This is a genomic window from Streptomyces sp. NPDC042002, assembly GCF_055588305.1.
The window spans coordinates 430409-455366 of the sequence record NZ_JBVJCT010000001.1; the positions used below are offsets into that span (position 1 = coordinate 430409).

At 70.8% G+C, this 24958-nt stretch carries 19 protein-coding genes; 10 read left to right on the plus strand and 9 right to left on the minus strand.

Annotated features, from left to right (window positions below):
• The first annotated feature begins 101 nt into the window (after positions 1-101).
• The 6 genes from ACZ6KY_RS01855 (at position 102) to ACZ6KY_RS01880 (ending at position 10550) form a co-directional block, all read left to right on the plus strand.
• Positions 102-1313: a phosphoglycerate kinase gene (locus tag ACZ6KY_RS01855; protein ID WP_469308319.1), complete on the plus strand. Its 1212-nt coding sequence runs from the start codon at positions 102-104 to the stop codon at positions 1311-1313.
• 5 nt (positions 1314-1318) lie between these two features.
• Positions 1319-2095 carry a triose-phosphate isomerase gene (tpiA, locus tag ACZ6KY_RS01860; RefSeq protein WP_469308320.1) on the plus strand — a complete coding sequence of 259 codons (777 nt, stop codon included), beginning with the start codon at positions 1319-1321 and terminating at the stop codon, positions 2093-2095.
• A gap of 98 nt (positions 2096-2193) precedes the next feature.
• Entirely contained in the window at positions 2194-2430 is a 237-nt protein-coding gene (gene secG / locus ACZ6KY_RS01865) for a preprotein translocase subunit SecG (protein WP_469308321.1), read from the plus strand.
• 236 nt (positions 2431-2666) lie between these two features.
• A complete protein-coding gene (locus tag ACZ6KY_RS01870) occupies positions 2667-3002 on the plus strand; it encodes an RNA polymerase-binding protein RbpA (protein ID WP_003957010.1) in 336 nt (111 codons plus the stop codon).
• 529 nt (positions 3003-3531) lie between these two features.
• The gene (pgi, locus tag ACZ6KY_RS01875) at positions 3532-5184 is read left to right on the plus strand and encodes a glucose-6-phosphate isomerase (RefSeq protein ID WP_469308322.1); all 1653 of its coding nucleotides are present in this window, start codon (positions 3532-3534) and stop codon (positions 5182-5184) included.
• A 344-nt stretch (positions 5185-5528) separates the two neighbouring features.
• Positions 5529-10550, plus strand: a complete 5022-nt coding sequence (locus tag ACZ6KY_RS01880; RefSeq protein ID WP_469308323.1) for a DUF3320 domain-containing protein — start codon at positions 5529-5531, stop codon at positions 10548-10550.
• Between the two features lie 260 nt (positions 10551-10810).
• Here the strand turns inward: ACZ6KY_RS01880 and pgl are convergent, their stop codons facing one another.
• The 5 genes from pgl to tkt are packed head-to-tail and all read right to left on the minus strand — an operon-like array spanning position 10811 to position 17422.
• Complete coding sequence (pgl, locus tag ACZ6KY_RS01885) at positions 10811-11593, minus strand: 6-phosphogluconolactonase (RefSeq protein ID WP_469308324.1); 783 nt, start codon at positions 11591-11593, stop codon at positions 10811-10813.
• The gene (gene opcA / locus ACZ6KY_RS01890; RefSeq protein WP_469308325.1) at positions 11590-12657 is read right to left on the minus strand and encodes a glucose-6-phosphate dehydrogenase assembly protein OpcA; all 1068 of its coding nucleotides are present in this window, start codon (positions 12655-12657) and stop codon (positions 11590-11592) included. The genes pgl and opcA overlap by 4 nt, the downstream gene beginning before the upstream one ends.
• A complete protein-coding gene (zwf, locus tag ACZ6KY_RS01895) occupies positions 12654-14180 on the minus strand; it encodes a glucose-6-phosphate dehydrogenase (protein ID WP_469308498.1) in 1527 nt (508 codons plus the stop codon). The genes opcA and zwf overlap by 4 nt, the downstream gene beginning before the upstream one ends.
• Position 14181: 1 nt before the next feature.
• Complete coding sequence (tal, locus tag ACZ6KY_RS01900) at positions 14182-15300, minus strand: transaldolase (RefSeq protein ID WP_469308326.1); 1119 nt, start codon at positions 15298-15300, stop codon at positions 14182-14184.
• A gap of 34 nt (positions 15301-15334) precedes the next feature.
• A complete protein-coding gene (gene tkt, locus ACZ6KY_RS01905) occupies positions 15335-17422 on the minus strand; it encodes a transketolase (protein ID WP_469308327.1) in 2088 nt (695 codons plus the stop codon).
• 353 nt (positions 17423-17775) lie between these two features.
• Between tkt and ACZ6KY_RS01910 the strand changes: the two genes are divergently transcribed.
• From ACZ6KY_RS01910 to ACZ6KY_RS01925, 4 genes are all read left to right on the plus strand, one after another.
• Entirely contained in the window at positions 17776-18729 is a 954-nt protein-coding gene (locus ACZ6KY_RS01910) for a heme o synthase (RefSeq protein ID WP_469308499.1), read from the plus strand.
• An 83-nt stretch (positions 18730-18812) separates the two neighbouring features.
• Positions 18813-19169, plus strand: a complete 357-nt coding sequence (locus ACZ6KY_RS01915) for a hypothetical protein (RefSeq protein WP_469308328.1) — start codon at positions 18813-18815, stop codon at positions 19167-19169.
• 127 nt (positions 19170-19296) lie between these two features.
• Positions 19297-20403 carry an amidohydrolase family protein gene (locus ACZ6KY_RS01920; RefSeq protein ID WP_469308329.1) on the plus strand — a complete coding sequence of 369 codons (1107 nt, stop codon included), beginning with the start codon at positions 19297-19299 and terminating at the stop codon, positions 20401-20403.
• A gap of 73 nt (positions 20404-20476) precedes the next feature.
• Positions 20477-21241, plus strand: coding sequence for a nucleotidyltransferase domain-containing protein (locus ACZ6KY_RS01925; RefSeq protein WP_469308330.1), 765 nt, complete (start codon positions 20477-20479; stop codon positions 21239-21241).
• A gap of 36 nt (positions 21242-21277) precedes the next feature.
• Here ACZ6KY_RS01925 and ACZ6KY_RS01930 read toward each other — a convergent pair whose 3' ends face one another.
• The 4 genes from ACZ6KY_RS01930 to ACZ6KY_RS01945 are packed head-to-tail and all read right to left on the minus strand — an operon-like array spanning position 21278 to position 24927.
• On the minus strand, positions 21278-22285 hold the full coding sequence (locus ACZ6KY_RS01930; protein ID WP_469308331.1) for a COX15/CtaA family protein: 1008 nt from the start codon (positions 22283-22285) through the stop codon (positions 21278-21280).
• Between the two features lie 58 nt (positions 22286-22343).
• Complete coding sequence (locus ACZ6KY_RS01935) at positions 22344-23159, minus strand: ABC transporter permease (RefSeq protein ID WP_469308332.1); 816 nt, start codon at positions 23157-23159, stop codon at positions 22344-22346.
• Positions 23156-24079 carry an ABC transporter ATP-binding protein gene (locus tag ACZ6KY_RS01940; RefSeq protein ID WP_469308333.1) on the minus strand — a complete coding sequence of 308 codons (924 nt, stop codon included), beginning with the start codon at positions 24077-24079 and terminating at the stop codon, positions 23156-23158. The genes ACZ6KY_RS01935 and ACZ6KY_RS01940 overlap by 4 nt, the downstream gene beginning before the upstream one ends.
• 11 nt (positions 24080-24090) lie before the next feature.
• Entirely contained in the window at positions 24091-24927 is an 837-nt protein-coding gene (locus ACZ6KY_RS01945; RefSeq protein WP_469308334.1) for an AAC(3) family N-acetyltransferase, read from the minus strand.
• Positions 24928-24958 lie beyond the last annotated feature (31 nt).

The window sequence follows — 24958 nt, forward strand, 5'->3', positions numbered from 1 at the left end:
CCAGGGCTCGGGCAGCGCGACGCCGCGCTGTCCGAGCCCTGTGCTACGTAGTGATCGATCAGCCCTCTCGGATCTGAAGAGCCTTCCCTAGGAGTCCCTTTATGAAGACGATCGACGAGCTTCTCGCCGAAGGCGTGGACGGCAAGCGGGTCTTCGTCCGCGCCGACCTCAACGTGCCGCTGGCAGGCGGCCTCATCACCGACGACGGCCGCATCCGCGCCGTCCTCCCCACGGTCAAGGCCCTGGCCGAGGCGGGCGCCAAGGTCATCGTCGCCTCGCACCTGGGCCGCCCCAAGGGCGCCCCGGACCCGGCGTTCTCCCTCCTCCAGCCCGCCGAGCGACTCGGTGAACTGCTCGGCGCGCCGGTCGCGTTCGCGCAGGACACGGTCGGCCCCGCCGCCCACGACGCGGTCAACGGCCTCCAGCCCGGCCAGGTCGCGGTCATCGAGAACCTCCGCTTCAACGCCGGCGAGACGTCCAAGGACGACACCGAGCGCGGCGAGTTCGCCGACCAGCTCGCGGCCCTGGCCGACGTCTACGTGGGCGACGGCTTCGGCGCCGTGCACCGCAAGCACGCCTCCGTGTACGACCTCCCGGCCCGTCTGCCGCACTACGCCGGCTACCTCATCGCCACCGAGGTCGGCGTCCTGAAGAAGCTCACCGACGACGTCCGGCGGCCTTACGTCGTCGCGCTCGGCGGCTCCAAGGTCTCCGACAAGCTCGCCGTCATCGACCAGCTGCTCGGCAAGGCCGACCGCATCCTGATCGGCGGCGGCATGGCCTTCACCTTCCTCAAGGCCAAGGGCTACGAGGTCGGCTCCTCCCTCCTGCAGGAGGACCAGATCCCGGCCGTCACCGAGTACATGGAGCGCGCCGAGAAGCTGGGCGTCGAGCTGGTGCTCCCGGTCGACGTCGTGGTCTCCCCCGGATTCCCGGACCTGAAGGCCAAGGCGCCCACCGAGCCCACCGCCGTCGACGCGGACAAGATGCCCGAGGGGCAGCTCGGCCTGGACATCGGCCCGAAGACCGGCACCCTGTACGCGACCAAGCTCGCCGACGCCGAGACCGTGTTCTGGAACGGTCCCATGGGCGTCTTCGAGCACCCCGACTACGCCGAGGGCACCAAGGCGGTCGCCCAGGCTCTGGTCGAGTCCAAGGGCTTCACCGTCGTCGGCGGGGGCGACTCCGCCGCCGCGGTGCGCACCCTCGGTTTCGACGAGACCGCATTCGGCCACATCTCGACCGGTGGCGGCGCCTCCCTCGAATACCTCGAGGGCAAGACGCTCCCCGGCCTCGCCGCACTGGAGGACTGACCTAGATGAGCACGCGCACGCCGCTGATGGCGGGCAACTGGAAGATGAACCTCAACCACCTCGAGGCCATCGCGCACGTCCAGAAACTCGCCTTCGCCCTGGCGGACAAGGACTACGACGCCTGTGAGGTCGCCGTCCTGCCGCCCTTCACCGACCTGCGCTCCGTGCAGACCCTGGTCGACGGCGACAAGCTCAAGATCAAGTACGGTGCCCAGGACCTCTCGGCGCAGGACTCCGGTGCCTACACCGGCGAGATCTCCGGCTCGATGCTGGCCAAGCTGAAGTGCACGTACGTGGCCGTCGGCCACTCCGAGCGCCGCCAGTACCACAACGAGACCGACGAGATCGTGAACGCCAAGGTCAAGGCCGCCTACAAGCACGGTCTGACCCCGATCCTGTGCGTGGGCGAGGAACTGGACGTCCGCGAGGCCGGCAACCACGTCGCGCACACGCTCGGGCAGGTCGAGGGCGGTCTCAAGGACCTCCCGGCCGAGCAGGCGGAGTCCGTCGTGATCGCGTACGAGCCTGTCTGGGCCATCGGCACCGGCAAGGTCTGCGGTGCCGACGACGCGCAGGAGGTCTGCGCCGCGATCCGCGCCAAGCTCGCCGAGCTGTACTCCCAGGAGCTGGCCGACCGGGTCCGTATCCAGTACGGCGGCTCGGTGAAGTCCGGAAACGTCGCCGAGATCATGGCGAAGCCCGACATCGACGGCGCTCTGGTCGGCGGCGCGTCGCTCGACGCCGACGAGTTCGTCAAGATCGTCCGGTTCCGCGACCAGTAAGTATGCGGTAGCGGCGATTCGTCGTACCCTTGCGGGGGTCTGGTGCCATCGCGCCGGACCCCCGTCGTCCATCCAGTTCCGAGGAAGTTGGTCCAGCCGTGGTTTTGGGGTTCGAGATCGCCCTGATCGTCTTCAGCCTGCTGCTGATGCTGCTGGTGCTGATGCACAAGGGAAAGGGCGGCGGCCTGTCCGACATGTTCGGTGGCGGCATGCAGTCGTCCGTCGGCGGTTCCTCGGTCGCCGAGCGCAACCTCGACCGCATCACTCTGATGATCGGTCTGCTCTGGTTCGCGTGCATCGTCGCGCTCGGTATTCTGATGAAGATCAACTACTGATCACTGGCCGGCATCGGCACAACAGCACAACTGCACATTACACAAGCACATTCCGCACGTAAGGCCCCATGTCCGGTACGCGCCTCCAGGCGCCGCCTATCATGGGGCTTGCGTCTAGGGGTGGGGATGTAACTCCAATCACTGGACGCGCGTTGGGCCTTACGTAGACTGAGGCGCTCGCAGCGAAGCGTCACGCCGACTCGTTTCGCGGCACCATCACGCAGGGAGTTACGACCGTGGCAAGTGGCAACGCGATCCGAGGAAGCCGGGTCGGGGCGGGGCCGATGGGTGAGGCCGAGCGCGGCGAGTCCGCGCCGCGGCTGCGCATCTCCTTCTGGTGCTCCAACGGGCACGAGACGCAGCCCAGCTTCGCCAGCGACGCGCAGGTTCCCGACACCTGGGACTGTCCGCGCTGCGGCTTCCCCGCCGGACAGGACCGGGACAACCCGCCGGACCCGCCGCGAACCGAGCCCTACAAGACGCACCTCGCGTACGTGCGGGAGCGGCGCAGCGACGCGGACGGCGAGGCGATCCTCGCCGAGGCGCTCGCCAAACTGCGGGGCGAAATCTAGGAGTTGAGAGCCGGCCGGGCGCCCACGGGTGTCTGGCCGGAACCGTTTCACGGCGACGTCGAGGCCGGGACACCGCCCCGTCGCCGGGTCCGCCGCGCCCGGATATCCGTGCCGCGGGCTGATTGTTCTGCCGCGCCCCGGACGCTCGAATTCGTACCGCGCCCGATGCTCGTACCGCGCCCGGATCCTGGACCCGGTCACGCTGATGCAGCAGCGCGGACCGGAATTCACGCCGGTGCTCGTCAGCCCGGCGTTCCGCGCGGTCTCCGGCTCGGGCGCCCGGCTCGGTGACCCTGCCGGGCGGCGTGGGCGCGGCGGCCCGCGGGCCGGGCGGACCGGCACCGTTCGCGGCCGCACTCCTCACCTTCGCCGTCATCGCGCTGACACCTGCGGTCAAGCGGGACGTATCTGTTGTTGAGCCGGAGGACGCACGACGACAGCTCGTGTCCTGCCCTGATCAATTAGGTTGGGACCGGCAGCGGGGCAAGGTACGCAGCAGCACAGGCAGGAAAGAAGGCGGAAGTCCGAGATGAACGCAGAAAGCCGTACCCGGCTCAACCAGACACCCGAGTGGACCGCTCTGGCCAAGCACCGCGAGGAACTCGCGGGCACCCATCTGCGCGACCTGTTCGCGGCCGATCCCGGGCGCGGTTCCGGCTACTCGCTCCAGGTCGGCGATCTGCACGTCGACTACTCCAAGCACCTGGTCACCGACGAGACGCTGCGGCTGCTGCGTGAGCTGGCCGCGGCGACCGACGTGTTCGGGCTGCGGGACGCGATGTTCCGGGGCGAGAAGATCAACGTGACCGAGGACCGCGCGGTGCTGCACACCGCGCTGCGCGCGCCGCGGGACGCGGTCGTCGAGGTCGACGGGGAGAACGTCGTGCCGGCCGTGCACGCCGTGCTCGACAAGATGGCCGGCTTCGCCGAGCGGGTCCGCTCGGGCGAGTGGACCGGACACACCGGCAAGCGCATCAAGAACATCGTCAACATCGGCATCGGCGGCTCCGACCTCGGCCCGGCGATGGCGTACGAGGTGCTGCGCCCGTTCACCGACCGCTCGCTGACCGTGCGGTTCGTGTCGAACGTGGACGGCGCTGATCTGCACGAGGCCGTGCGGGACCTGGACCCGGCGGAGACGCTGTTCGTCATCGCCTCGAAGACGTTCACCACGATCGAGACGATCACGAACGCCACCTCGGCGCGCGACTGGCTGCTGACCGGTCTGAAGGCCGGGCCGGAGGCGGTGGCGCGGCACTTCGTGGCGCTGTCGACGAACTCCGAGAAGGTCTCCGGCTTCGGGATCGACACGGCCAACATGTTCGAGTTCTGGGACTGGGTCGGCGGCCGTTACTCCTACGACTCGGCGATCGGTCTCTCGCTGATGATCGCGATCGGCCCGGACCGCTTCCGCGAGATGCTCAACGGCTTCCATCTCGTCGACGAGCACTTCCGCACGGCTCCCGCGGAGTCCAACGTCCCGTTGCTGCTTGGCCTGTTGGGCGTCTGGTACGGCAACTTCCACGACGCGCAGTCGCACGCCGTGCTGCCGTACTCGCACTACCTGTCGAAGTTCACGGCCTATCTCCAGCAGCTCGACATGGAGTCCAACGGCAAGTCCGTGGACCGTGACGGGCGTCCGGTCGAGTGGCAGACCGGTCCGGTGGTGTGGGGCACGCCCGGCACCAACGGGCAGCACGCGTACTACCAGTTGATCCACCAGGGCACGAAGCTGATCCCCGCCGACTTCATCGGTTTCGCCGAGCCCGTGGCCGACCTGCTGCCGGGTCTGGTCGCCCAGCACGACCTGTTGATGGCGAACTTCTTCGCGCAGACGCAGGCGCTGGCCTTCGGCAAGACCCCGGACGAGGTACGCGCCGAGGGGGTGCCCGAGGAACTGGTGCCGCACAAGACGTTCGAGGGCAACCACCCGACGACCACGATCCTCGGGCGGGAGCTGACCCCTTCGGTCCTGGGCCAGCTCATCGCCCTCTACGAGCACAAGGTGTTCGTCCAGGGCGCGATCTGGAACATCGACTCCTTCGACCAGTGGGGCGTCGAACTCGGCAAGGTCCTCGCCAAGCGCGTCGAGCCCGCCCTCACCGAGGGCGCGGACGTGCCGGGACTGGACGAGTCGACCAAGGCCCTGGTCGCCAAGTACCGCACGCTGCGCGGCCGTTAGGCCCCGAAATGCGGGGAAGTGGGCGGTGGGAGTCCGCCCGCTTCCCGTCATGCCTGGCGGTCGCGACGGCGATCGTCCGGGGGAGCGGAGTTCGGACGGTTCGCCTGGTATGTCCACAGCGGCCCTTCGGACACGCGTTGCAGGGAGTGGCGGCCGGTTCTGTCAAGTGAACCGAGCGTTGTCACGTACACCCTCACGTCATGTGTTCGATTTCTTCACAACAAGCACATATCGCGTCGACGATCTTCGGTGTGCCGGAACGGGTCAGCTGATAGGGAGATACCTCCAGGGGGGCCTGTGACGGTGGCGACCCCTGTGCATGGCGCTCAGGAGGTATTCACCGTATGCCCGATCAGTCCCGGACCGTGTCCGCTTCTGTCAGCGATCCCGGTCTCGACCGGCTGAAGGCCGTTCTCGACGGCTGGCGCAACTCCCTGCTGGACATGGGCGGGCGCAACCGGCTGCTGAACTTCCGGCACACCAGAACGGCGACCCTGGAGATCACGACGCCCTCCGCCGGCGTTCTCCTCTCCGATCTCGCCAAAGGCTGGGAGTTCGCCTCCGTCGTCGAGACGGCGGACGCCGAAGAGGCGGGTGAGGAGGTGACGGCCGACGAAGGGACCGGGGCCGTCGGCCGACGGCTCCGGACGGGGCTGGTCACGCAGAAGGCCACCCAGGCCTCGCTGGACGGCTCGCTGTACCAACTGCGGCAGAAGTCCGGCCAGATGTACAACGACTACGGCCTGTGGGTGCTGTGGCTCGGCGTCGGCATGCTCGACTGGCGTGAGGCCGGCGCCGATCAGAGCAGCACCGCTCCGCTGCTCCTCGTCCCGGTCGAGCTCCGCCGGGACAGCGCCCGGCGCTATCGCCTCCATCTGGCCGACGACCAGGACCGTATCCACAATCCGGCGCTCGCCGTGAAGCTGGAGCGGCTCGGGGTGGACTGGAGCCCGGTCACCGCCACGGATGTCGCGGACCTGCGCACCGTGATGTCCGCCGCCCGTTCGGTCGCGGCAGGCCTGAAGGACTGGTCGGTGGACGAGCGGGTGGTGCTCGGACTGTTCGCCTCGCACCGGGAGGCCATGTACCAGGACCTCCAGCAGAACGAGGAGCAGGTCCTCGCCCATCCGCTGGTCCGGGCCGTCGCCCTCGGCCCCGATGCCGGCCTGCCCGATGACCTGATCGCCTTCGAACCGGCGGACCTGGACCGTATCGACGACGTCCAGCTGCCCGAGCGGACACCCCTGGTCCTCGACGCCGACGCCTCACAGCGGCAGTGCGTCGCCGCCGCCCTCGACCAGCGGTCCTTCGTCATGAGCGGCCCGCCCGGCACCGGTAAGAGCCAGACCATCACCAACATGATCGCCGCGCTCATGCACGCCGGGCGCAGCGTGCTGTTCGTCAGCGAGAAGGCCGCGGCGCTCGACGTCGTACAGAACCGGCTGCGCGGCGTGGGCCTCGGCGACTTCGTGATGGCCCTGCACAGCGGTGACACGAGCAAGAAGGCGGTCGCCACCGAACTCGCGCGGGTGCTGACCACCGAGGTCCGCGTCACCGGCGCCGCCGAGCACGAACTGGAGCGGGCCCGCAAGCTGCGTGAGGGGCTGTCCGCCTACGCCGCCGCGATGAACGAGACCCGTGAGCCGCTGGGGCGCAGCCTGCACGACGTGCTCGGACGTCTGGTCCTGCTGGAGCAGTCCGGCACGCCGAAGCTGCCGCTGGCCGCGGAGAACGCGAAGGTCGTCCGGGGCCTGACCGCCGGTGCCCTCCAGGAACTCGCCACCGCCTCCCGGACGATCGGGCGCGCCTGGCGCCCGGCCGCCGAAGGAGAGTCCTTCCCCTGGCGCGGACTGACCGGCGACTCCCCGCATCAGGTGGTCTCCGAGGCCGCGGAGGCCCTGGGCGCCCTGGTGACGGCGACGGGACGCCGCCCCTTCGCGGCGACGCAGGACGAACCCCGGTCGGTGCGCGAGGTCCGGCAGGCGGTGCGCTCCTTGAGGGAGGGGCTCCCGGACCCGGAGACCTCGCCGGAGGGGGCGGCGTCGGCGGACGGAGGCCTGCCCGACGACGTGTCGGCACAACTGGCCCAGCTCGCCGACCTGTTCGGCCTGCCGAAGGCGGACCGCGCCGAGGCGGCGTTCGCCCTGTGCGAGCTCGCCGATCTGACGAGCGCCGGGCACCGGCCCCCGCGTGGATGGTTCGACTCCGACGTCCTTCAGCGGGCCCACGCGGCGGCGGGGGAACTGCGCCAGGCCCTGGACGCCGAGGCCGCGGCCCGCGGCACGGCCTCGGACGTCTTCGGCGAGCAGGTGCTCCGATGCGCCGAACTCCCGGAACTGGTGGACCGGTTCGCCGGTCGGCACCGTGGTCTGATGGGACGCCTCTCCTCCCGGTACAAGGACGACCGCGCAGCCGTGACCGCGCTCACGCGCGGCGGTGTCTGGGACAAGTCGCTGCCGGGCCGGCTGGAGCAGGCGCTCGTGTGGCGCGACACCGCCGCAGGGCTGGGTCACCTGACGGACCGTCATGTCGCCCTCCTCGGACGGTACATGCCGCGTGACCGGGAAGCCCTGGCGGACCTCGACCGGGCGCTGTCCACCGCCGACCGTATCGCCGTACTGACCCAGGACGCCGACCGCCGGGACCTGCTCGCCGAACGGCTCGCCTGCGACGCCGACACGGACCGGCTCCCGCAGCTGCTCGCCGAGAACATCCGTCACTCGCTGGGTACTTGGTGTGCCACGGCCGGCGCTCGGGCCGATCGCTGGACCCGGTCCGTCACCGCCCTGCTCGGCCTGTTCGACACCGCCCGCCGCACTCAGCTCTCGCCCGGTGTGCTGGGCCTCTTCGACCAGGCCGAGCGGTCGATCGAAGCCCTCCGCGGTGACGAGCAGGGCCCCGACGTGTGGCACGCCTACGTGGACGGCCTCGCCGTACTCGCCCGGCACGGCGCGGACGACCTCGTGGTGAGCGCGGCCGAGCGCGGTGTCGACCCAGGCCGGCTGGCCGACGTCGTCGAGCAGGCGCTGCTGCGCGCCTGGGCCGACGGCATCCTCGCCACGGACAAGCGGCTGCGCAGCTCCCGCTCCGACGACCTCGACGCGCGCGTGGCCGACTTCCAGGAGGCCGACCGCCGGCTGATCGCCGCCGCGGGCGGCGCCGTCATCGAGGCCTGCAACAAGCGGCGCCCACGCCGGTTCGCCGGGGGAGCGGGGGCCGTCATCGTCCGGGAGGCGGAGAAGAAGACCCGGCACATGCCGGTGCGTGAACTGCTCGGCAGAACCCGCGACGTCGTCCAGTCGATCAAGCCGTGCTTCATGATGAGCCCGCTGACCGTCAGTCAGTTCCTGCCGCCGGACTTCCACTTCGACGTGGTGGTCTTCGACGAGGCCTCCCAGGTGCGGCCCAGCGACGCGGTCAACTGCGTCTACCGGGGACGCACCCTCGTCGTGGCCGGTGACGACAAGCAGTTGCCGCCGACCTCGTTCTTCGACTCCTCGGTCGACGACGACTCCGACGAGTACGCGGAGGACGTCCCGGACTCCTTCGAATCCCTGCTGCACGCCTGCAAGGCCGGCGCCATGCGCGAACTGCCGTTGTGCTGGCACTACCGCAGCCGACACGAGAACCTGATCACCTTCAGCAACCGCGAGTTCTACGGCAACGCCATGGTGACCTTCCCCGGAGCGCTGGACGAGGGCAACGACGTCGGCGTCGCCCTTCTCCAGGCCGACGGCGTGTACGACAGGGGCGGGCGGCGCGACAACCGCCTCGAAGCGGACTTCGTCGCCCGACGCGTCCTCCACCACTTCGACACCCGCCCCGGCAGGACCCTCGGCGTCGTCGCGCTCTCCCAGGCCCAGGCGTCGGCGATCGACCAGGCCGTGCAGCAGGCGCGGCTCGCGCGCCCCGACCTCGACCACTGCTTCACCGAGGACCGTCTGGACGGCTTCTTCGTCAAGAACCTGGAATCGGTCCAGGGCGACGAGCGCGATGTGATGATCATGTCCGTGGGCTACGGCCCCGACGAGCACGGCAAGCTGGGGCTGAACTTCGGCCCCATCAACAAGGGCGGTGGCTGGCGCCGCCTCAACGTGGCGGTGACCCGCGCCCGCTACCGCATGGAGGTCGTCTCGTCCTTCCGGGGTACGAGCCTGGCCGACAGCCCGAACGAGAGCGTGCAGTACCTGAAGCGCTATCTCGAATACGCCGAGAACGGACCGTCCGTCCTCGCTCGCGACGTTCTCCAGGCGGACGCCGAGCCGGACAGCCCGTTCGAGGAGTCCGTCCTCGCGGTCCTGCGGGACTGGGGCTACCGGGTCCAGCCGCAGGTCGGCGTCGCCGGCTACCGCATCGACCTCGGTCTGCGCCACCCGCGGCTGCCCGGTGCCTACGCGCTCGGCATCGAGTGCGACGGTGCCATGTACCACTCCTCCAAGGCCGCCCGGGACCGGGACCGGTTGCGTGAGCAGGTCCTGAACGGGCTCGGCTGGCGGCTCCACCGCATCTGGGGCACCGACTGGTACCGCGGTCGCGCCGCCGCGGAGCTGCGGTTGCGGGAGGCGGTCGAACAGGCGATCGCCCAGGGGCCACTCGCCGCGTCGGTCACGGTGCCCGCCGGCTTTCCGTCACCCTCGGGGGAGACACCTTCCGGGGAACGGACACCTCCCGGGGAGCCGGCTCCTTCTGGAGAGCGGGCCGAACCGGTCGCCGTGGACGGCACCGGAGGGCAGCCGGCCGCGCCGCTCCTTTCCCGGACGCCGGAACCGGCTGAGCCGGCGTATGAACGGGTGCCGGTCGACAGCGGCGCGGAGCGGGGGTGGAGCACTCCGTACCGGACCGAAGCGGTCGCGCTGCGGCCGCGCCACGAACTGCACACGCCGGAGGCCCGGCCCGTACTGCGCAGCCTGCTGGCGCGGGTCATCGAGGTCGAGGGGCCCATCCACGAGGAGCTGTTGGTGCAGCGGGCCCGCGAGGCATGGGGGGTCGGCCGGGCGGGCAGCCGCATCCGGGACAACGTCCGGGAGGTGGCGCGGACGCTGGTCTGCTCGGGGCTCGTCTCCATGGACGGAGCGTTCTTCGACGCGGAGGGCCACGACGTGGTCAGCGCCCGGCGTCCCGGGGACGGCGACACGGCCCGCAAGGTCCTGCACATCGCCCCCGCCGAGCGGCATGTGGCCCTGTGTGAGCTGGCCGCCGAGTGTCCGGGCATGTCCGAGGACGAACTGATCAAGCAGGCCTGCGAGTTCTTCGGCTGGCGGCGCACGGGCAAGGACATCCGCGACTGCCTGGCGGCCGACACCGCGGAACTGCACCGGCAGGGCCGCCTGGAAGGCGGACCGGAGCGCATCAACGCGGCCCGCTGACGGACCTGCCCCCCGGCCGGGGGCAGGTCAGGCCCAGGCCAGGACTACGGCAGAAGCCGACGGACAGGGGCGAAGCCCGACGAGGGACGGGCGACCCGGCGACGGGGGCCGGGGGTGAGGCCCCACGGGCGACTGGACCGGGGTCAGGCGGCGAGCCCGACCGGCGACGGGACCAGGAGGCAGGGGCGCGTTCCCACCTGCGGCGACGGGGTCAGAGGGAAGGGTGGGGCGGCAGGGGCGGATGGCCCTGCCGCCCCTTCTCAGGCGGAAGCCGGAGGATAGAGCGACCGCGGCAGTTGGGACGCCGCTGCCGTGTCCAGGAGCCACAGGGTGCGTGAGCGCCCGTAGGCACCCGCGGCCGGGGCCTGGATCTCACCCGCGCCGGACAGGGCGATGGCGGCAGCCTCCGCCTTGTCCTCGCCGGCCGCGAGCAGCCACACCTCGCGGGCGGAGCGGATCGCGGGCAGGGTCAGCGAGATCCGGGTCGGCGGCGGCTTGGGCGCTCCGTGCACGCCGACCACCGTCCGCTCCGTCTCCCGCACCGCGGGCAGCTCCGGGAAGAGCGAGGCCACGTGGGTGTCCGGGCCGACGCCCAGCATGAGGACGTCGAAGGCCGGAACCGAGCCGTGGTTCTCCGGCCCGGCGGCCTTCGCGAGCTCCGCCGCGTACGCCTCCGCCGCCGCCTCCACGTCGGCGCCAAACGGACCGTCGGAGGCGGGCATCGAGTGCACCCGGGCCGGGTCCAGCGGCACCGCGTCGAGCAGGGCCGCGCGGGCCTGCGTGTCATTGCGCTCGGGATCGCCCTCGGGGAGGTACCGCTCGTCGCCCCACCACAGGTCGAGACGCGCCCAGTCGACGGCGTCCCGGGCGGGCGCGGACGCGAGCGCCGCGAGCAGCCCGTTGCCGTTGCGCCCGCCGGTGAGCACGATCGAGGCGTAGCCGCGCGAGGCCTGTGCGTCCACGATCTTCGTGATCAGCCGCGCCGCCGCGGCCTGGGCCATCAGTTCCTTGTCGCGGTGGACGACGAGCTGCGGAGTGTTCACTCGGCGGCCGCCCGGTCCGCCGCGGCCTTCTTGGCGAGCGCCTTCTCGGCCACCCCGGCGGGGGAGTCCTTGGCGGCCGGGGCCGCCTTCGTGGCGGTCGCGGTACCGCCCGAGGACCCGCCCCCGGCGGTGTCCGCCCCCGCGTTCAGCCGGTCCACCCCGTAGCGCAGCGCCGAGGCGTAGGTGTCGTCCGGGTCGAGGCGGCGCAGCTCCTCCGCCATCAGCTCGGCCGTGTCGCGGCGCTGGAGCGCCACCGCGCGGTCGGGCTGCCCCTGGATGGACAGCGTCGCGAGCGTGCCGTCGGCGCGGTCCAGGACGATCGGGCCGCAGCTCGTCTCCAGCCGCACCGCGGTGAGGCCGGGGCCCGCGGACAGCGACCGCTTGACGGGGACCTCAAGCCGGTCCGCGAGCCACATCGCGAGCAGCTCGCAGCTCGGGTTGAACTCCTCGCCCTCCACCTCGACCGCGTCCACGTCGCAGGTGACCTGGTCCAGGGCCGCGGCCAGCATCGAACGCCAGGGCGTGATGCGGGTCCACGAGAGGTCCGTGTCACCGGGGGTGTAGGCCTCGGCGCGGGCGTTGAGCTCCCGTACCGGAGCCTCGGCGGCGTAGGTGTCGGTCACCCGGCGCTGGGCGAGCGAGCCGAGCGGGTCCTTCGCCGGGTCGAGCGGCGCGTTCACCGGCCACCAGACGACGACGGGCGCGTCCGGCAGCAGCAGCGGCAGGACGACCGACTGGGCGTGGTTGATCACCTCGCCGTACAGGCGCAGCACCACCGTCTCGCCGGTGCCCGCCTCCGCCCCGAGCCGTACCTCGGCGTCGAGCCGCGACTTCGTGCGGTCGCGGGGCGAGCGGGAGACGCGCTTGATGACCACGAGGGTGCGCGAGGGGTGCTCGCGCGAGGCCTCGTTGGCGGCCTTCAGGGCGTCGTAGGCGTTCTCCTCGTCGGTGACGATGACGAGGGTGAGCACCATGCCGACGGCGGGGGTGCCGATGGCGCGGCGGCCCTGGACGAGCGCCTTGTTGACCTTGCTGGCCGTGGTGTCCGTGAGATCGGTCTTCATGGGCGACGCCAGCTCCGTCCGTCTCGCTCGAGCATTTCGTCCGCCTCGACGGGACCCCAGGTGCCCGAGGGGTACTGCGCGGGCTTGCCGTGCTTGTCCCAGTACCGCTCGATCGGGTCGAGGATCTTCCAGGACAGCTCGACCTCCTCGGTGCGCGGGAAGAGGTTCGAGTCACCGAGCAGCACGTCGAGGATCAGCCGCTCGTACGCCTCCGGGCTCGACTCCGTGAAGGACTCGCCGTACGCGAAGTCCATCGAGACGTCCCGGATCTCCATCGAGGTGCCGGGCACCTTGGAGCCGAAGCGGACCGTGACGCCCTCGTCGGGCTGGACGCGGAAGACGATCGCGTTCTGGCCCAGCTCCTCCGTCGCCGTGTGGTCGAAGGGGGAGTGCGGGGCGCGCTGGAAGACGACCGCGATCTCGGTGACGCGGCGGCCCAGACGCTTGCCGGTGCGCAGGTAGAACGGGACTCCCGCCCAGCGGCGGTTGTCCACCTCCACCTTGATCGCGGCGAACGTGTCGGTCTTCGACTTGGGGTCGATGCCGTCTTCCTGGAGGTAGCCGACGACCTTCTCGCCGCCCTGCCACCCCGCCGCGTACTGGCCGCGGACCGTGCTCTTGCCCAGGTCCTTGGGCAGCCTGGTCGCGCCGAGCACCTTGGTCTTCTCCGCGGCGAGCGCGTCCGCGTCGAAGGAGGAGGGCTCCTCCATGGCGGTCAGCGCCATCAGCTGGAGCAGGTGGTTCTGGATGACGTCACGGGCGGCGCCGATACCGTCGTAGTAGCCGGCCCGGCCGCCGATGCCGATGTCCTCGGCCATCGTGATCTGGACGTGGTCGACGAAGGACCGGTTCCAGATCGGCTCGAACATCGTGTTGGCGAAGCGGAGCGCCAGAATGTTCTGGACGGTCTCCTTGCCCAGGTAGTGGTCGATGCGGAAGACCTGGTCCGGGGCGAAGACCTCGTGCACGATCGCGTTGAGGTCCTCGGCCGACTTGAGGTCGTGGCCGAAGGGCTTCTCGATGACGGCGCGGCGCCAGGAGCCGTTCGACTGGTCCGCCAGCTTGTGCTTCTTCAGCTGCTGGATGACCACCGGGAAGGCGGACGGCGGCACGGACAGGTAGAAGGCGAAGTTGCCGCCCGTGCCCTGGGCCTTGTCCAGCTCGTCGATCGTGGAGCGCAGCCGGTCGAAGGCGTCGTCGTCGTCGAACGTGCCCTGCACGAAGCGCATGCCCTGGACGAGCTGCTGCCAGACCTCCTCGCGGAAGGGCGTACGGGCGTGCTCCTTGACCGCGTCGTGGACCTCCTGGGCGAAGTCCTCGTGGGCCCACTCGCGACGGGCGAACCCGACGAGGGAGAAGCCCGGCGGCAGCAGTCCGCGGTTGGCTAGGTCGTACACCGCGGGCATCAGCTTTTTACGTGACAAATCGCCCGTGACGCCGAAGATGACCAGGCCCGACGGCCCCGCGATACGCGGGAGCCGTCGGTCTGCGGGGTCACGCAGCGGGTTGCTGCTCGACAAGATTTCAGCCCTCCGAAGGGGCGAGGCGCTGGAGCTCCGCCTCGGTCGACTTGAGCAGGTCGTTCCAGGCGGACTCGAACTTCTCGACGCCCTCGTCCTCAAGGAGCTGGACCACGTCGGCGTAGGCGATCCCGAGCTTCTCGACGGCGTCGAGTTCGGCGCGGGACTGCTCGTACGTACCGGCGATGGTGTTGCCGGTGATCTGACCGTGGTCCTCGGTGGCCTCCAGAGTGGCCTCCGGCATGGTGTTCACCGTGTTCGGCGCGACCAGCTCGTCGACGTACAGGGTGTCCTTGTACGCCGGGTCCTTGACGCCGGTCGAGGCCCACAGCGGACGCTGCTTGTTGGCCTGCGCCCGGTCGAGGACGGCCCAGCGGTCGGTGGAGAAGACCGCCTCGTACGCCTCGTACGCGAGCCGGGCGTTGGCGACGCCCGCCTTGCCGCGGGCGGCCTTGGCCTCGGGGGTGCCCAGGGCGTCGAGCCGCTTGTCGATCTCGGTGTCCACGCGGGACACGAAGAAGGACGCCACGGAGTGGATCTTCGAGAGGTCCAGGCCGCGCTCCTTGGCCTTCTCCAGGCCGAGGAGGAAGGCCTCCATGACCTCGCGGTAGCGCTCCAGCGAGAAGATCAGCGTGACGTTGACGCTGATACCGAGGCCGATGACCTCGGTGATCGCCGGCAGACCCGCCTTGGTGGCCGGGATCTTGATGAGGGTGTTGGGGCGGTCCACCAGCCAGGCCAGCTGCTTGGCCTCGGCGACGGTCGCGGGGGTGTTGTGCGCCAGGCGCGGGTCGACCTCGATCGAGACCCGGCCGTCCTGGCCGCCGGTCGCGTCGAAGACGGGGCGCAGGATGTCGGCGGCGTCGCGGACGTCCGCCGTGGTGATCATGCGGATGGCTTCCTCGACGGTGACCTTGCGGGCGGCGAGTTCGGAAACCTGCTGCTCGTAACCGTCTCCGCTGCTGATCGCCTTCTGGAAGATCGACGGGTTGGTGGTGACGCCCACGACGTGCTGCTGGTCGATCAGCTCGGCAAGGTTGCCGGACGTGATCCGCTTGCGCGACAGGTCGTCCAGCCAGATCGCGACGCCTTCCTCGGAGAGGCGCTTGAGTGCGTCTGTCATGGAAATTGCATCTCCTACGTGTCGTATGTCGGCGTCAGCGCTGGGCTGCGGCGATCGATTCCCGGGCGACTTCGGCGACGTTCTCGGCAGTGAAACCGAATTCGCGGAAGAGCACCTTGCCGTCGGCCGAAGCACCGAAGTGCTCCAGCGAAACAATGCGTCCGGCGTCCCCGACGAATCGGTGCCAGGTGAGACCGATTCCGGCCTCGACCGAGACACGGGCCTTCACCGACGGCGGCAGGACGCTGTCCCGGTACCCCTGGTCCTGCTCGTCGAACCACTCCACGCACGGCATGGACACGACCCGCGTGGGGATGCCCGCCGCCTGGAGCCGCTCACGCGCCTCGACGGCCACGTGCACCTCGGAGCCGGTGCCGATCAGGATGACCTCGGGCGTGCCGCCCTCGGCCTCGAACAGCACGTATCCGCCCTTGGCGGCGTTCTCGTCGGCCTCGTACGTCGGCACGCCCTGACGGGTCAGCGCCAGACCGTGCGGGGCGCCCTTGCCGTACACCTTGGTGTAGCGCTTGAGGATCTCGCGCCAGGCGATGGCCGTCTCGTTGGCGTCCGCGGGACGGACGACGTTGAGGCCGGGGATGGCGCGCAGCGAGGCGAGGTGCTCGACCGGCTGGTGCGTCGGGCCGTCCTCGCCGAGGCCGACGGAGTCGTGCGTCCAGACGTACGTCACCGGCAGGTGCATCAGGGCCGACAGGCGGACCGAGTTGCGCATGTAGTCGGAGAAGACCAGGAAGGTGCCGCCGTAGATACGGGTGTTGCCGTGCAGCGCGATGCCGTTCATCTCCGCGGCCATGGAGTGCTCGCGGATGCCGAAGTGGATCGTGCGGCCGTACGGGTCGGCCTCCGCCAGCGGGTTGTCCGCCGGGAGGAACGAGCTGTTCTTGTCGATCGTGGTGTTGTTCGAGCCGGCCAGGTCGGCCGAGCCGCCCCACAGCTCGGGGATGACCGCGCCGAGGGCCTGGAGGACCTTGCCGGACGCGGCGCGGGTGGCGACACCCGTGCCCGCCTCGAAGGCGGGGAGCTTCTCCTCCCAGCCGGCCGGCAGCTCGGTCGCGGCGATGCGGTCGTACTCCGCCGCGCGCTCCGGGCTGGCGGTACGCCAGGCGGCGTAGCCCTTCTCCCACTCGGCCTTGGCCTGCGCGCCCCGGTCCAGGGCCTGGCGGGTGTGGGCCAGAACCTCGGCGGCGACGTCGAAGGACTTCTCCGGGTCGAAGCCGAGGACGCGCTTGGTGGCCGCGACCTCGTCGTCGCCGAGCGCCGAGCCGTGTGCGGCCTCGGTGTTCTGCGCGTTCGGGGCGGGCCAGGCGATGATCGAGCGCATCGCGATGAACGACGGCTTGTCCGTCACCTTCTTCGCGGCCTCGATGGCGTTGTAGACGGCGTGCGGGTCGAGGTCGCCGTCGGGCTTCGGGGCGACGCGCTGCACATGCCAGCCGTACGCCTCGTAGCGCTTGACCGTGTCCTCGGAGACCGCGGTCTCGGTGTCGCCCTCGATCGAGATGTGGTTGTCGTCCCACAGCAGGACGAGGTTGCCGAGCTTCTGGTGTCCGGCCATGGAGGAGGCCTCCGAGGAGATGCCCTCCTGGAGACAGCCGTCACCGGCGATCGCGTAGATGAAGTGGTCGAACGGGGACTCGCCCTGCGGCGCGTCCGGGTCGAACAGTCCGCGCTCGTAGCGGGCGGCCATCGCCATGCCCACCGCGTTGGCGACACCCTGGCCGAGCGGACCGGTCGTGGTCTCCACGCCCGGCGTGTGGCCGTACTCGGGGTGCCCGGGGGTCCTGCTGCCCCAGGTCCGGAAGGACTCGAGGTCCTCCAGCTCCAGGCCGAACCCGGCCAGGTAGAGCTGGGTGTAGAGGGTCAGGGACGAATGGCCGGCGGACAGCACGAAGCGGTCGCGTCCAACCCAGTCGGGGTCCGCCGGGTCGTGCCGCATCACCTTCTGGAAGAGGGTGTAGGCGGCGGGCGCCAGGCTCATGGCCGTACCGGGATGGCCGTTGCCGACCTTCTGTACGGCATCGGCGGCCAGGACGCGGGCGGTGTCGACCGCCCGCTGGTCCAGCTCGGTCCACTCGAGGTCTGTGGTGGTCGGCTTGGTGCTCACCCTGGGTCAGGGCTCCTCTCCACATGTCACACATGTCGAAATGCCGGTGCACTGGGCGCCCCGGCCGTTGTCGAGCCTACCCCCGTGAGTACGCGCGTCTTTTCGAGTCATTCCAGACTGCCGGGACTCATCGGGATCCGCCTCCCGACTGGGGCGTTCCGTGTTCGACACGTGAATACGGAGCCGCTCGTCCGAGTGCTCAATCGAGTGTCGATCAGCTCTTCCAGCGGTACTCCTCAACACGAGCACACCCCCGCGAATGCCGGGGTCTGGGCAACGTCTACAGTGGCGTGGTACGCGTGAGCCTTTGCGGGGAATTCACCCCTGGGCTCGCTGGGATGTCTCTGTCAGGGGTGTGCGTGACGGCCGTCGAATCCCGTCCTGCCGGTGTTCTCGGGACGAGCAGCAGTCGGGGCCAGCGGCCGTTCGGGGCCCGTCTGAAAGCGTTCGTGGCGCTGACCAAGCCGCGGATCATCGAACTGCTGCTGATCACCACCGTTCCGGTGATGTTCCTTGCCCAGCAGGGCGTGCCCGACCTGAAGCTGGTGCTCCTCACCTGCCTCGGCGGCTTCCTGTCCGCGGGCGGCGCCAACGCGCTGAACATGTACATCGACCGCGATATCGACGCCCTCATGGAGCGCACCTCGCAGCGGCCGCTCGTCACCGGCATGGTCAGCCCGCGTGAGTGCCTCGCGTTCGGCATCGCGCTGGCCGTCGTGTCGACGCTGCTGTTCGGTCTGACCGTCAACTGGCTGTCCGCCTGGCTGTCGCTCGGAGCGCTCCTCTTCTACGTCGTCGTCTACACGATGATCCTCAAACGCCGTACCTCGCAGAACATCGTGTGGGGCGGCATCGCCGGCTGCCTGCCCGTGCTCATCGGCTGGTCGTCCGTCACGGACTCCCTGTCGTGGGCGCCGGCCATCCTCTTCCTCGTCATGTTCTTCTGGACGCCGCCGCACTACTGGCCGCTGTCCATGAAGGTGCGGGACGACTACGCGCGCGTGGGCGTGCCGATGCTGCCGGTGGTCGCGAGCAACAAGGTGGTCGCCCGCCAGATCGTCATCTACAGCTGGGTGATGGTCGCGGTCTCGCTGCTGCTCACCCCGCTCGGGTACACGGGCTGGTTCTACACCGTGGTCGCGCTCGGCGCGGGCGGGTTCTGGCTGTGGGAGGCGCACGGTCTGCAGAACCGCGCCAAGGCCGAGGTGACCGGCGGCAAGCTCAAGGAGATGCGGCTGTTCCACTGGTCGATCACCTACGTGTCGATCCTCTTCGTGGCCGTCGCGGTGGACCCCTTCCTCCGCTGAGACCGCCGGGCGCGGGAGCGCGTGGCCAAGGCCACGCACCCCTCCCGTCGCCGTCTGATCTACCCGTCGGTAGCATCCTGGCCATGGCAGACACCCAGCAGATCGACGAGACCCCCGGCACCGTCCAGGACCCCAGGGCCGAGCGTGCCGCCGCCAAGCTCGCGCACCGGATCGCGGCCTTCTCCAAGGCGCACGGCGGGGCCGAGGCGCAGGTCGCGTACATCGGACAGCGCGGCGCCCGCATCGTGCTCGTCGGCGAGGACGGCGGCTGGGGCGACCTCGTCGCGACGAGCTACGAGATCGCCGAGGACGCCGTGAAGAAGGCCGGGATCACCGTCCACGAGGCCTTCGACGGAGAGTTCGCGGCCAAGGTCAAGACCGGTCCTTACGAGTGGAAGCGCATGGCCGGCATCCAGCTCGGTGGCCCCGCCAACGGCTGACGGATCACCCGTCGCACGGACGGCCGACAATCGTCGGCTGTTCGCACGGGGTGTGCGCGACCAACACCTGACACCCGGCTCAGCCGTTAGGACCTGGAGAGCAACGGTCCATTCACGGGGAGTCCGGATGATCGAAACGCCGTCCCTGGTGGACCAGTACTGCCACGGCGTACTGCGGACGGAGCTGGGTCTCGGCACGTTCGAGACCCACCTCGCCAGGACCGAGGGGCCGCCGGCCGCGGGCACCACGTTCTTCGACACCCAGACCGGGTTCGCCGTACGACGCTGGTGCCCGCCCCTGCTCGGGCTCGAACCGCACTGCACGCCGGCCCGCTATCTGGCCCGGCGCCGCGAACTCGGCGTACTGGAATCGGGCCGCAGACTGCTGCGCGGCAGCGGTATCACCACGTATCTCGTCGACACCGGGCTGCCCGGCGATCTGACCGGACCGGGCGAGATGGCCTCCACGGGAGCCGCCAGGGCGCACGAGATCGTCCGTCTGGAACTGCTCGCCGAACAGGTCGCCGACACCTCCGGAACCGTCGAGTCCTTTCTCGCCAATCTCGCCGAGTCCGTCCACGGAGCCGCCGCGAACGCCGTGGCCTTCACCTCCGTGGCGGGCGTGCGGCACGGTCCGGCGCTGGCGCCCGAACCGCCGGGACCCGGAGAGGTACGGGGCGCGGCGGGGCGCTGGCTCGCGGGCCGCCGGGTGGGCGGCACGCTCACCGACCCCGTCCTGCTCCGCCATCTGCTGTGGATCGCGGTCGCGTCGGGCCTGCCCCTGCAACTGCACGCCGGACTCGGCGAGCCCGGGATGCGCATCGACCGCACCGACCCCGCGCTGCTCACCGACTTCGCCCGCGCCACGGCCGGTCTCGGCACCGACCTGGTCCTGCTGCACGGCTACCCCTACCACCGGCACGCGGCCCACCTCGCCGGGGTCTTCCCGCATGTGTACGCCGACCTGGGCGCCGCCCTCGTCCGCACCGGCGCCCGTGCGGCGGCCGTCCTCGCCGAGATCCTGGAACTGGCCCCCTTCGGCAAGCTCCTCTTCTCCAGCGGAGCACACAGCCTGCCCGAACTCCATGTGATCGGAGCACACCTCTTCCGCGAGGCACTCGCACGGGTACTCGGCAACTGGGTCACCGAAGGCGCCTGGTCCCTGGCCGACGCCCAGCGAGTGGCCGCCCTGATCGCGGCGGGGAACGCGCGGCGGGTGTACGCGGTGGAGTGAGCCCGGCGGGCGCCATCGCCGGATACGGTCACGTGCCCTTCACCGGAGTGCCGCGCGGCCTCAGACTGTCCTGATGACCGACGAAGCCACCGCCCGGCTGCTCGACCGCTTCCTCACCGGTCTGCGCGCCCTCGACCCGGTCGCCGTGTGGGCACACGGGTCGCTGGCCGGCGGCGACTACCAGGAGGGGCGCAGCGACCTCGACCTGATCGCGGTACTGGAGGACCCCGTCCGGTTCGGCACCGTACGCGCACTGATCCGTCTGCACCGGCGGCTGCGCACCGAGGAGCCACTGGCCGCGCGGCTGCACTGCAGCTACCTCACGCCCGGGACGGCGGCCGGCGCCCGGCGGTCGTACATCACCTGGGCCCACAACGGTCCGATGCGACGGCCGGTCACCCCGGTCACCCGCCGTGAGCTGCACGCCTTCGGACACGTCCTGCACGGCGTACCCCCGGCGGACCTGCTGCCGCCGGTCCCGGAGGGGGAACTGCGCGCCTTCGTCGTCCGGGACCAGAAGGAGTTCTGGCGCCCCGCGGTGGACAAGGCCGGGCTGTGGACCCAGGACGTGTGGGTCGACCTGGGCACGGTCACCTTCGCCCGGGCGACGGTGACGCTGCGGGACGGGCGGCTGATCTCCAAGGGGGAGGCCCTCGGCCTGCTCCCCGGGTTCGGGGCTCCCGCGGAGGTCGTCGACGACATCAGGAGCCGGCGCTACGGAGATGCCGCGCCGCCCACCCGCGAGTGGGCGCGGCGCCGGGCCGAGCTGACGAGAGACTTCCTCGGCCCCGCGATCGACGGCCTGGTGACCGCGTACGAGGGGTCCACGCGCGCGTGAAGGTGCCGGTGGCCGAAGTACGGGCGCGCGGAGGGGCTACGCGCGTGTGAGCGCCGATTGTGCCGCGGGGTCCGGCAGGGCCGTCGCGGTCTCCGGGCGTTCGCGCAGGGCCAGCAGGACGCGCAGTACCCCGATCCACACCAGGCAGGAGCCGAGCATGTGCAGGGCGACCAGGGCCTCGGGCAGGTTGGTGAAGTACTGGACGTAGCCGATGACGCCCTGGGACAGGAGGATCAGGAACAGGTCGCGGGTGCGCCGCAGGGGCCCCGGGGGAGCGTCGACCGCCTTGAGGACGAACCACAGGGCGAAGGTCAGCGTGACGACGATCCAGGCCAGCACGGCGTGCAGCTTGGCGACGGTCTCCCAGCTGATGGGGATGCGGTCGACCTTGCTGGAGTCACCCGCGTGCGGGCCGGCACCGGTGACGACCGTGCCGGCCGCGATCAGCAGGACGGCGGCGACGACCAGGAACCACACGAGCTGCTGCACCGACTTGCCGACGAGCGGACGCGCCGCCGCGTCGCCCTCACGGGTGCGCTGCCACATGAACGCGGCGACGGTGATGAGCGCGGTGGAGAGCAGGAAGTGGGCGGCGACCGTGTAGGGGTTGAGGCCGACCAGGACGACGATTCCGCCGAGGATCGCGTTGCTCATGACGATCCAGAACTGCGCCCAGCCGAGCCGGGTGAGGCTCCGCCGCCACGGCTTCTGCGAGCGCGCCGCGATGATCGCCCATCCGACGGCGGCGCACAGCACGTACGTCAGCATGCGGTTGCCGAACTCGATGGCGCCGTGCAGGCCCATCGCGCTCGTCGCCGTGAGCGAGTCGTCGGTGCACTTGGGCCAGGTCGGGCAGCCGAGGCCGGAGCCGGTGAGCCGCACGGCACCGCCGGTGACCACGATGACGACCGCCATGACGAGCGCGGAGAGAGCCGCGCGCTGAACCGTCCGGGAGGTCGGGGTCCAGCGTTCGGCGATGAAGGCGAGCGGGTTGCGCACCGCGCTGAGGGCGTCGGCTCGGGTCAGGTTCGGCACGCGCACCATCGTAGGGGGCCGCTTGTGCACGCTTTCACGAGGGTGGGCCCCGGGGCGGACCACCCGGTCATTCCCAGCGGAAGAACCGTCCGGCCGCGCCGAGCCCCACGACCGCCCAGACGGCCAGGATCCCCAGGTCGGCCCAGGGCGTCCCGGCGCCGTGCTGGAGCACGTCCCGCAGCCCGTCGGACAGCGCCGAGATGGGCAGCAGGCCGAGCACGTCCTGGGCGCCGGCGGGGAACTTGTCCAGCGGCACGATCACCCCGCCGCCGACCAGGAACAGCAGGAAGACGAGGTTGGCGGCGGCCAGCGTCGCCTCGGCCTTGAGCGTGCCCGCCATGAGCAGGCCGAGTCCGGAGAAGGCCGCCGTGCCGAGGACCAGCAGGAACAGGACGGAGAGCGGGTTGCCGTGCGGCGACCAGCCCAGCGCGAAGGCGATCACGGTGAGCAGGATCACCTGAAGGATCTCGGTGACCAGGACCGACGCCGTCTTCGCGGTCATCAGGCCCCAGCGGGGGAGCGGCGAGGCGGCCAGCCGCTTCAGGACGCCGTACCGGCGCTCGAAGCCCGTGGCGATGGCCTGGCCGGTGAACGCCGTCGACATCACGGCGAGCGCCAGGATGCCCGGCGCCAGGAAGTCGACCGCCTCGCCCGCGCCGGTGTCGATGATGTCGACCGAGCTGAACAGGACGAGCAGCAGCGTCGGGATGACGACCGTGAGGAGGAGCTGCTCGCCGTTGCGCAGCAGCATCCTCGTCTCCAGCGCCGTCTGCGCGCCGATCATGCGCGGCAGCGGGGCGGCGCCCGGCCTCGGGGTGTACGTACCGGCGGTGGTCACGGACACAGCTCCTCGCCGGTCGGTTTCAAGCTGGGTCCGGCTCATGAGCGCAGCTCCTTGCCGGTCAGTTCCAGGAAGACGTCTTCGAGGGTGTGGCGTTCGACCGAGATCTTCTCCGGCATCACACCGTGCTGGGCGCACCAGGACGTCACGGTCGCCAGCAGCTGCGGGTCGACCTTGCCGCCGATCCGGTAGGCCCCCGGTGTCAGCTCGGCCGCCGTGCAGTCCGCGGGGAGGGCCTTCAGCAGTGAGCCCACGTCGAGCCCGGGGCGGCCGGTGAAGCGCAGGGTGTTCTCGGCGCCGCCGCGGCACAGCTCCTCGGGGGAGCCCTGGGCGACGACCCGGCCCGCGTCGATGATCGCGACATCGTCGGCGAGCTGCTCGGCCTCGTCCATGTGGTGCGTGGTGAGGATCACGGAGACACCGTCGGACCGCAGGTCGCGGACCAGGTCCCAGGTGGCGCGGCGGGCCTGTGGGTCGAGACCGGCGGTCGGCTCGTCCAGGAAGACCAGCTCGGGGCGCCCGACGACCGCCATGGCGAGCGCCAGGCGCTGCTGCTGGCCGCCCGACAGCCGCCGGTACGTCGTCCGGCCGCAGCCCTCCAGGCCGAGCCGCTCGATGAGCGCGTCCACGTCCAGGGGGTGGGCGTGCAGCTTCGCGACGTGGCGGAGCATCTCGTCGGCGCGGGCGCCCGAGTAGACGCCGCCGGACTGGAGCATCACGCCGATACGGGAGTGCAGCTCGCCGGACTGTCTCGCCGGGTCGAGACCCAGGACGCGCACCGTGCCGGAGTCCGGCTTGCGGTACCCCTCGCAGGTCTCGACCGTGGTCGTCTTGCCCGCGCCGTTGGGTCCGAGTACGGCGGTGATGCCCGCCGTGGCCACCAGGTCGAGGCCGTCCACCGCGGTCTTCGTGCCGTACCGCTTCACCAGGGCCTGGACCTGGACCACGGGCTCGCTTCGCATGAGGAGCAAGTCTAGGGACGTCCGCGCGGCCCGGAACCGCCGGGGGCGACATCCACGTACAGGTCCCGTGGCCGGTGCAGCGGCAGCCACCGCTCGGCGTACGCCACCGCGTCGGCCACCGGGAAGAGCCGCGCCCCGGCCGCGCCCACGGTGCCCCGTACGACGGGACGGTCCCGTTCGAAGTCGGAGCCCAGCTCCTCGAACAGCTCGGAGGTGATCGACACCTCCCGCACTTTCTCCCAGCCCGTGGGCGACGGCCGTCCGACCTCCACGACGGGTGAGGGGATGCGGTATTCGGCCAGGTGGAAGCTGGTGCACGTGCCGTAGCCCGCGCCGAGCAGCAGGACGCGGGCGCCGCCGGCCTCCAGACGGGCCAGCGGGCTGCGCTCACCGAGCCGGCAGTCGGGCGCGTGTCCGTCGACGACCGCCGCCGCCCCCGGGCCCACCGCCGCGAACGAGGTCTCCGGGTGCGCGCTGCGCAGGGCGCCGGGCCAGTTGCGGACGGTCTCGGGTATCACGCCGACCCCGCGGGAGGGTGTCACGCGGGGGTCGTAGGCGGGCATGGTCGCCCGAATGGTCGGCCACCACTCCTCGGGAACCGGCGGACGGCTCCACAGCGCGGGGTCGGAGAGGTCGCCGGACTGCGTCGGGACCACCAGGGTGCCCTCCGGGCCCAGGGCGTCGAGCAGTCCTTGCACGACGGTCACGGGGCCGCCGTTGACCCACCCGAGGGCGCTGAGCGAGGAGTGCGCGAGAAGCGTTTCTCCCGGCCGTACGCCCAGGGCGCGCAGGTCCCCGGCGAGGGTGTCCCGGGTGACGAGTGGGCCGGTCGGAGGGGGTGTCGACATGGTTCGGCAGTCTCCCCGAGAGAGGGTCCGG

Coding starts and splice junctions, on each gene's coding strand:
- opcA (WP_469308325.1), bottom strand. CDS start 12,657: ATGAAGACCGATCTCACGGACACCACGGCCAGCAAGGTCAACAAGGCG.
- ACZ6KY_RS01880 (WP_469308323.1), top strand. CDS start 5,529: ATGCCCGATCAGTCCCGGACCGTGTCCGCTTCTGTCAGCGATCCCGGT.
- ACZ6KY_RS01945 (WP_469308334.1), bottom strand. CDS start 24,927: ATGTCGACACCCCCTCCGACCGGCCCACTCGTCACCCGGGACACCCTC.
- pgi (WP_469308322.1), top strand. CDS start 3,532: ATGAACGCAGAAAGCCGTACCCGGCTCAACCAGACACCCGAGTGGACC.
- ACZ6KY_RS01855 (WP_469308319.1), top strand. CDS start 102: ATGAAGACGATCGACGAGCTTCTCGCCGAAGGCGTGGACGGCAAGCGG.
- ACZ6KY_RS01940 (WP_469308333.1), bottom strand. CDS start 24,079: ATGCGAAGCGAGCCCGTGGTCCAGGTCCAGGCCCTGGTGAAGCGGTAC.
- tal (WP_469308326.1), bottom strand. CDS start 15,300: ATGACAGACGCACTCAAGCGCCTCTCCGAGGAAGGCGTCGCGATCTGG.
- ACZ6KY_RS01930 (WP_469308331.1), bottom strand. CDS start 22,285: ATGGTGCGCGTGCCGAACCTGACCCGAGCCGACGCCCTCAGCGCGGTG.
- ACZ6KY_RS01920 (WP_469308329.1), top strand. CDS start 19,297: ATGATCGAAACGCCGTCCCTGGTGGACCAGTACTGCCACGGCGTACTG.
- tpiA (WP_469308320.1), top strand. CDS start 1,319: ATGAGCACGCGCACGCCGCTGATGGCGGGCAACTGGAAGATGAACCTC.
- ACZ6KY_RS01915 (WP_469308328.1), top strand. CDS start 18,813: ATGGCAGACACCCAGCAGATCGACGAGACCCCCGGCACCGTCCAGGAC.
- ACZ6KY_RS01925 (WP_469308330.1), top strand. CDS start 20,477: ATGACCGACGAAGCCACCGCCCGGCTGCTCGACCGCTTCCTCACCGGT.
- ACZ6KY_RS01935 (WP_469308332.1), bottom strand. CDS start 23,159: ATGAGCCGGACCCAGCTTGAAACCGACCGGCGAGGAGCTGTGTCCGTG.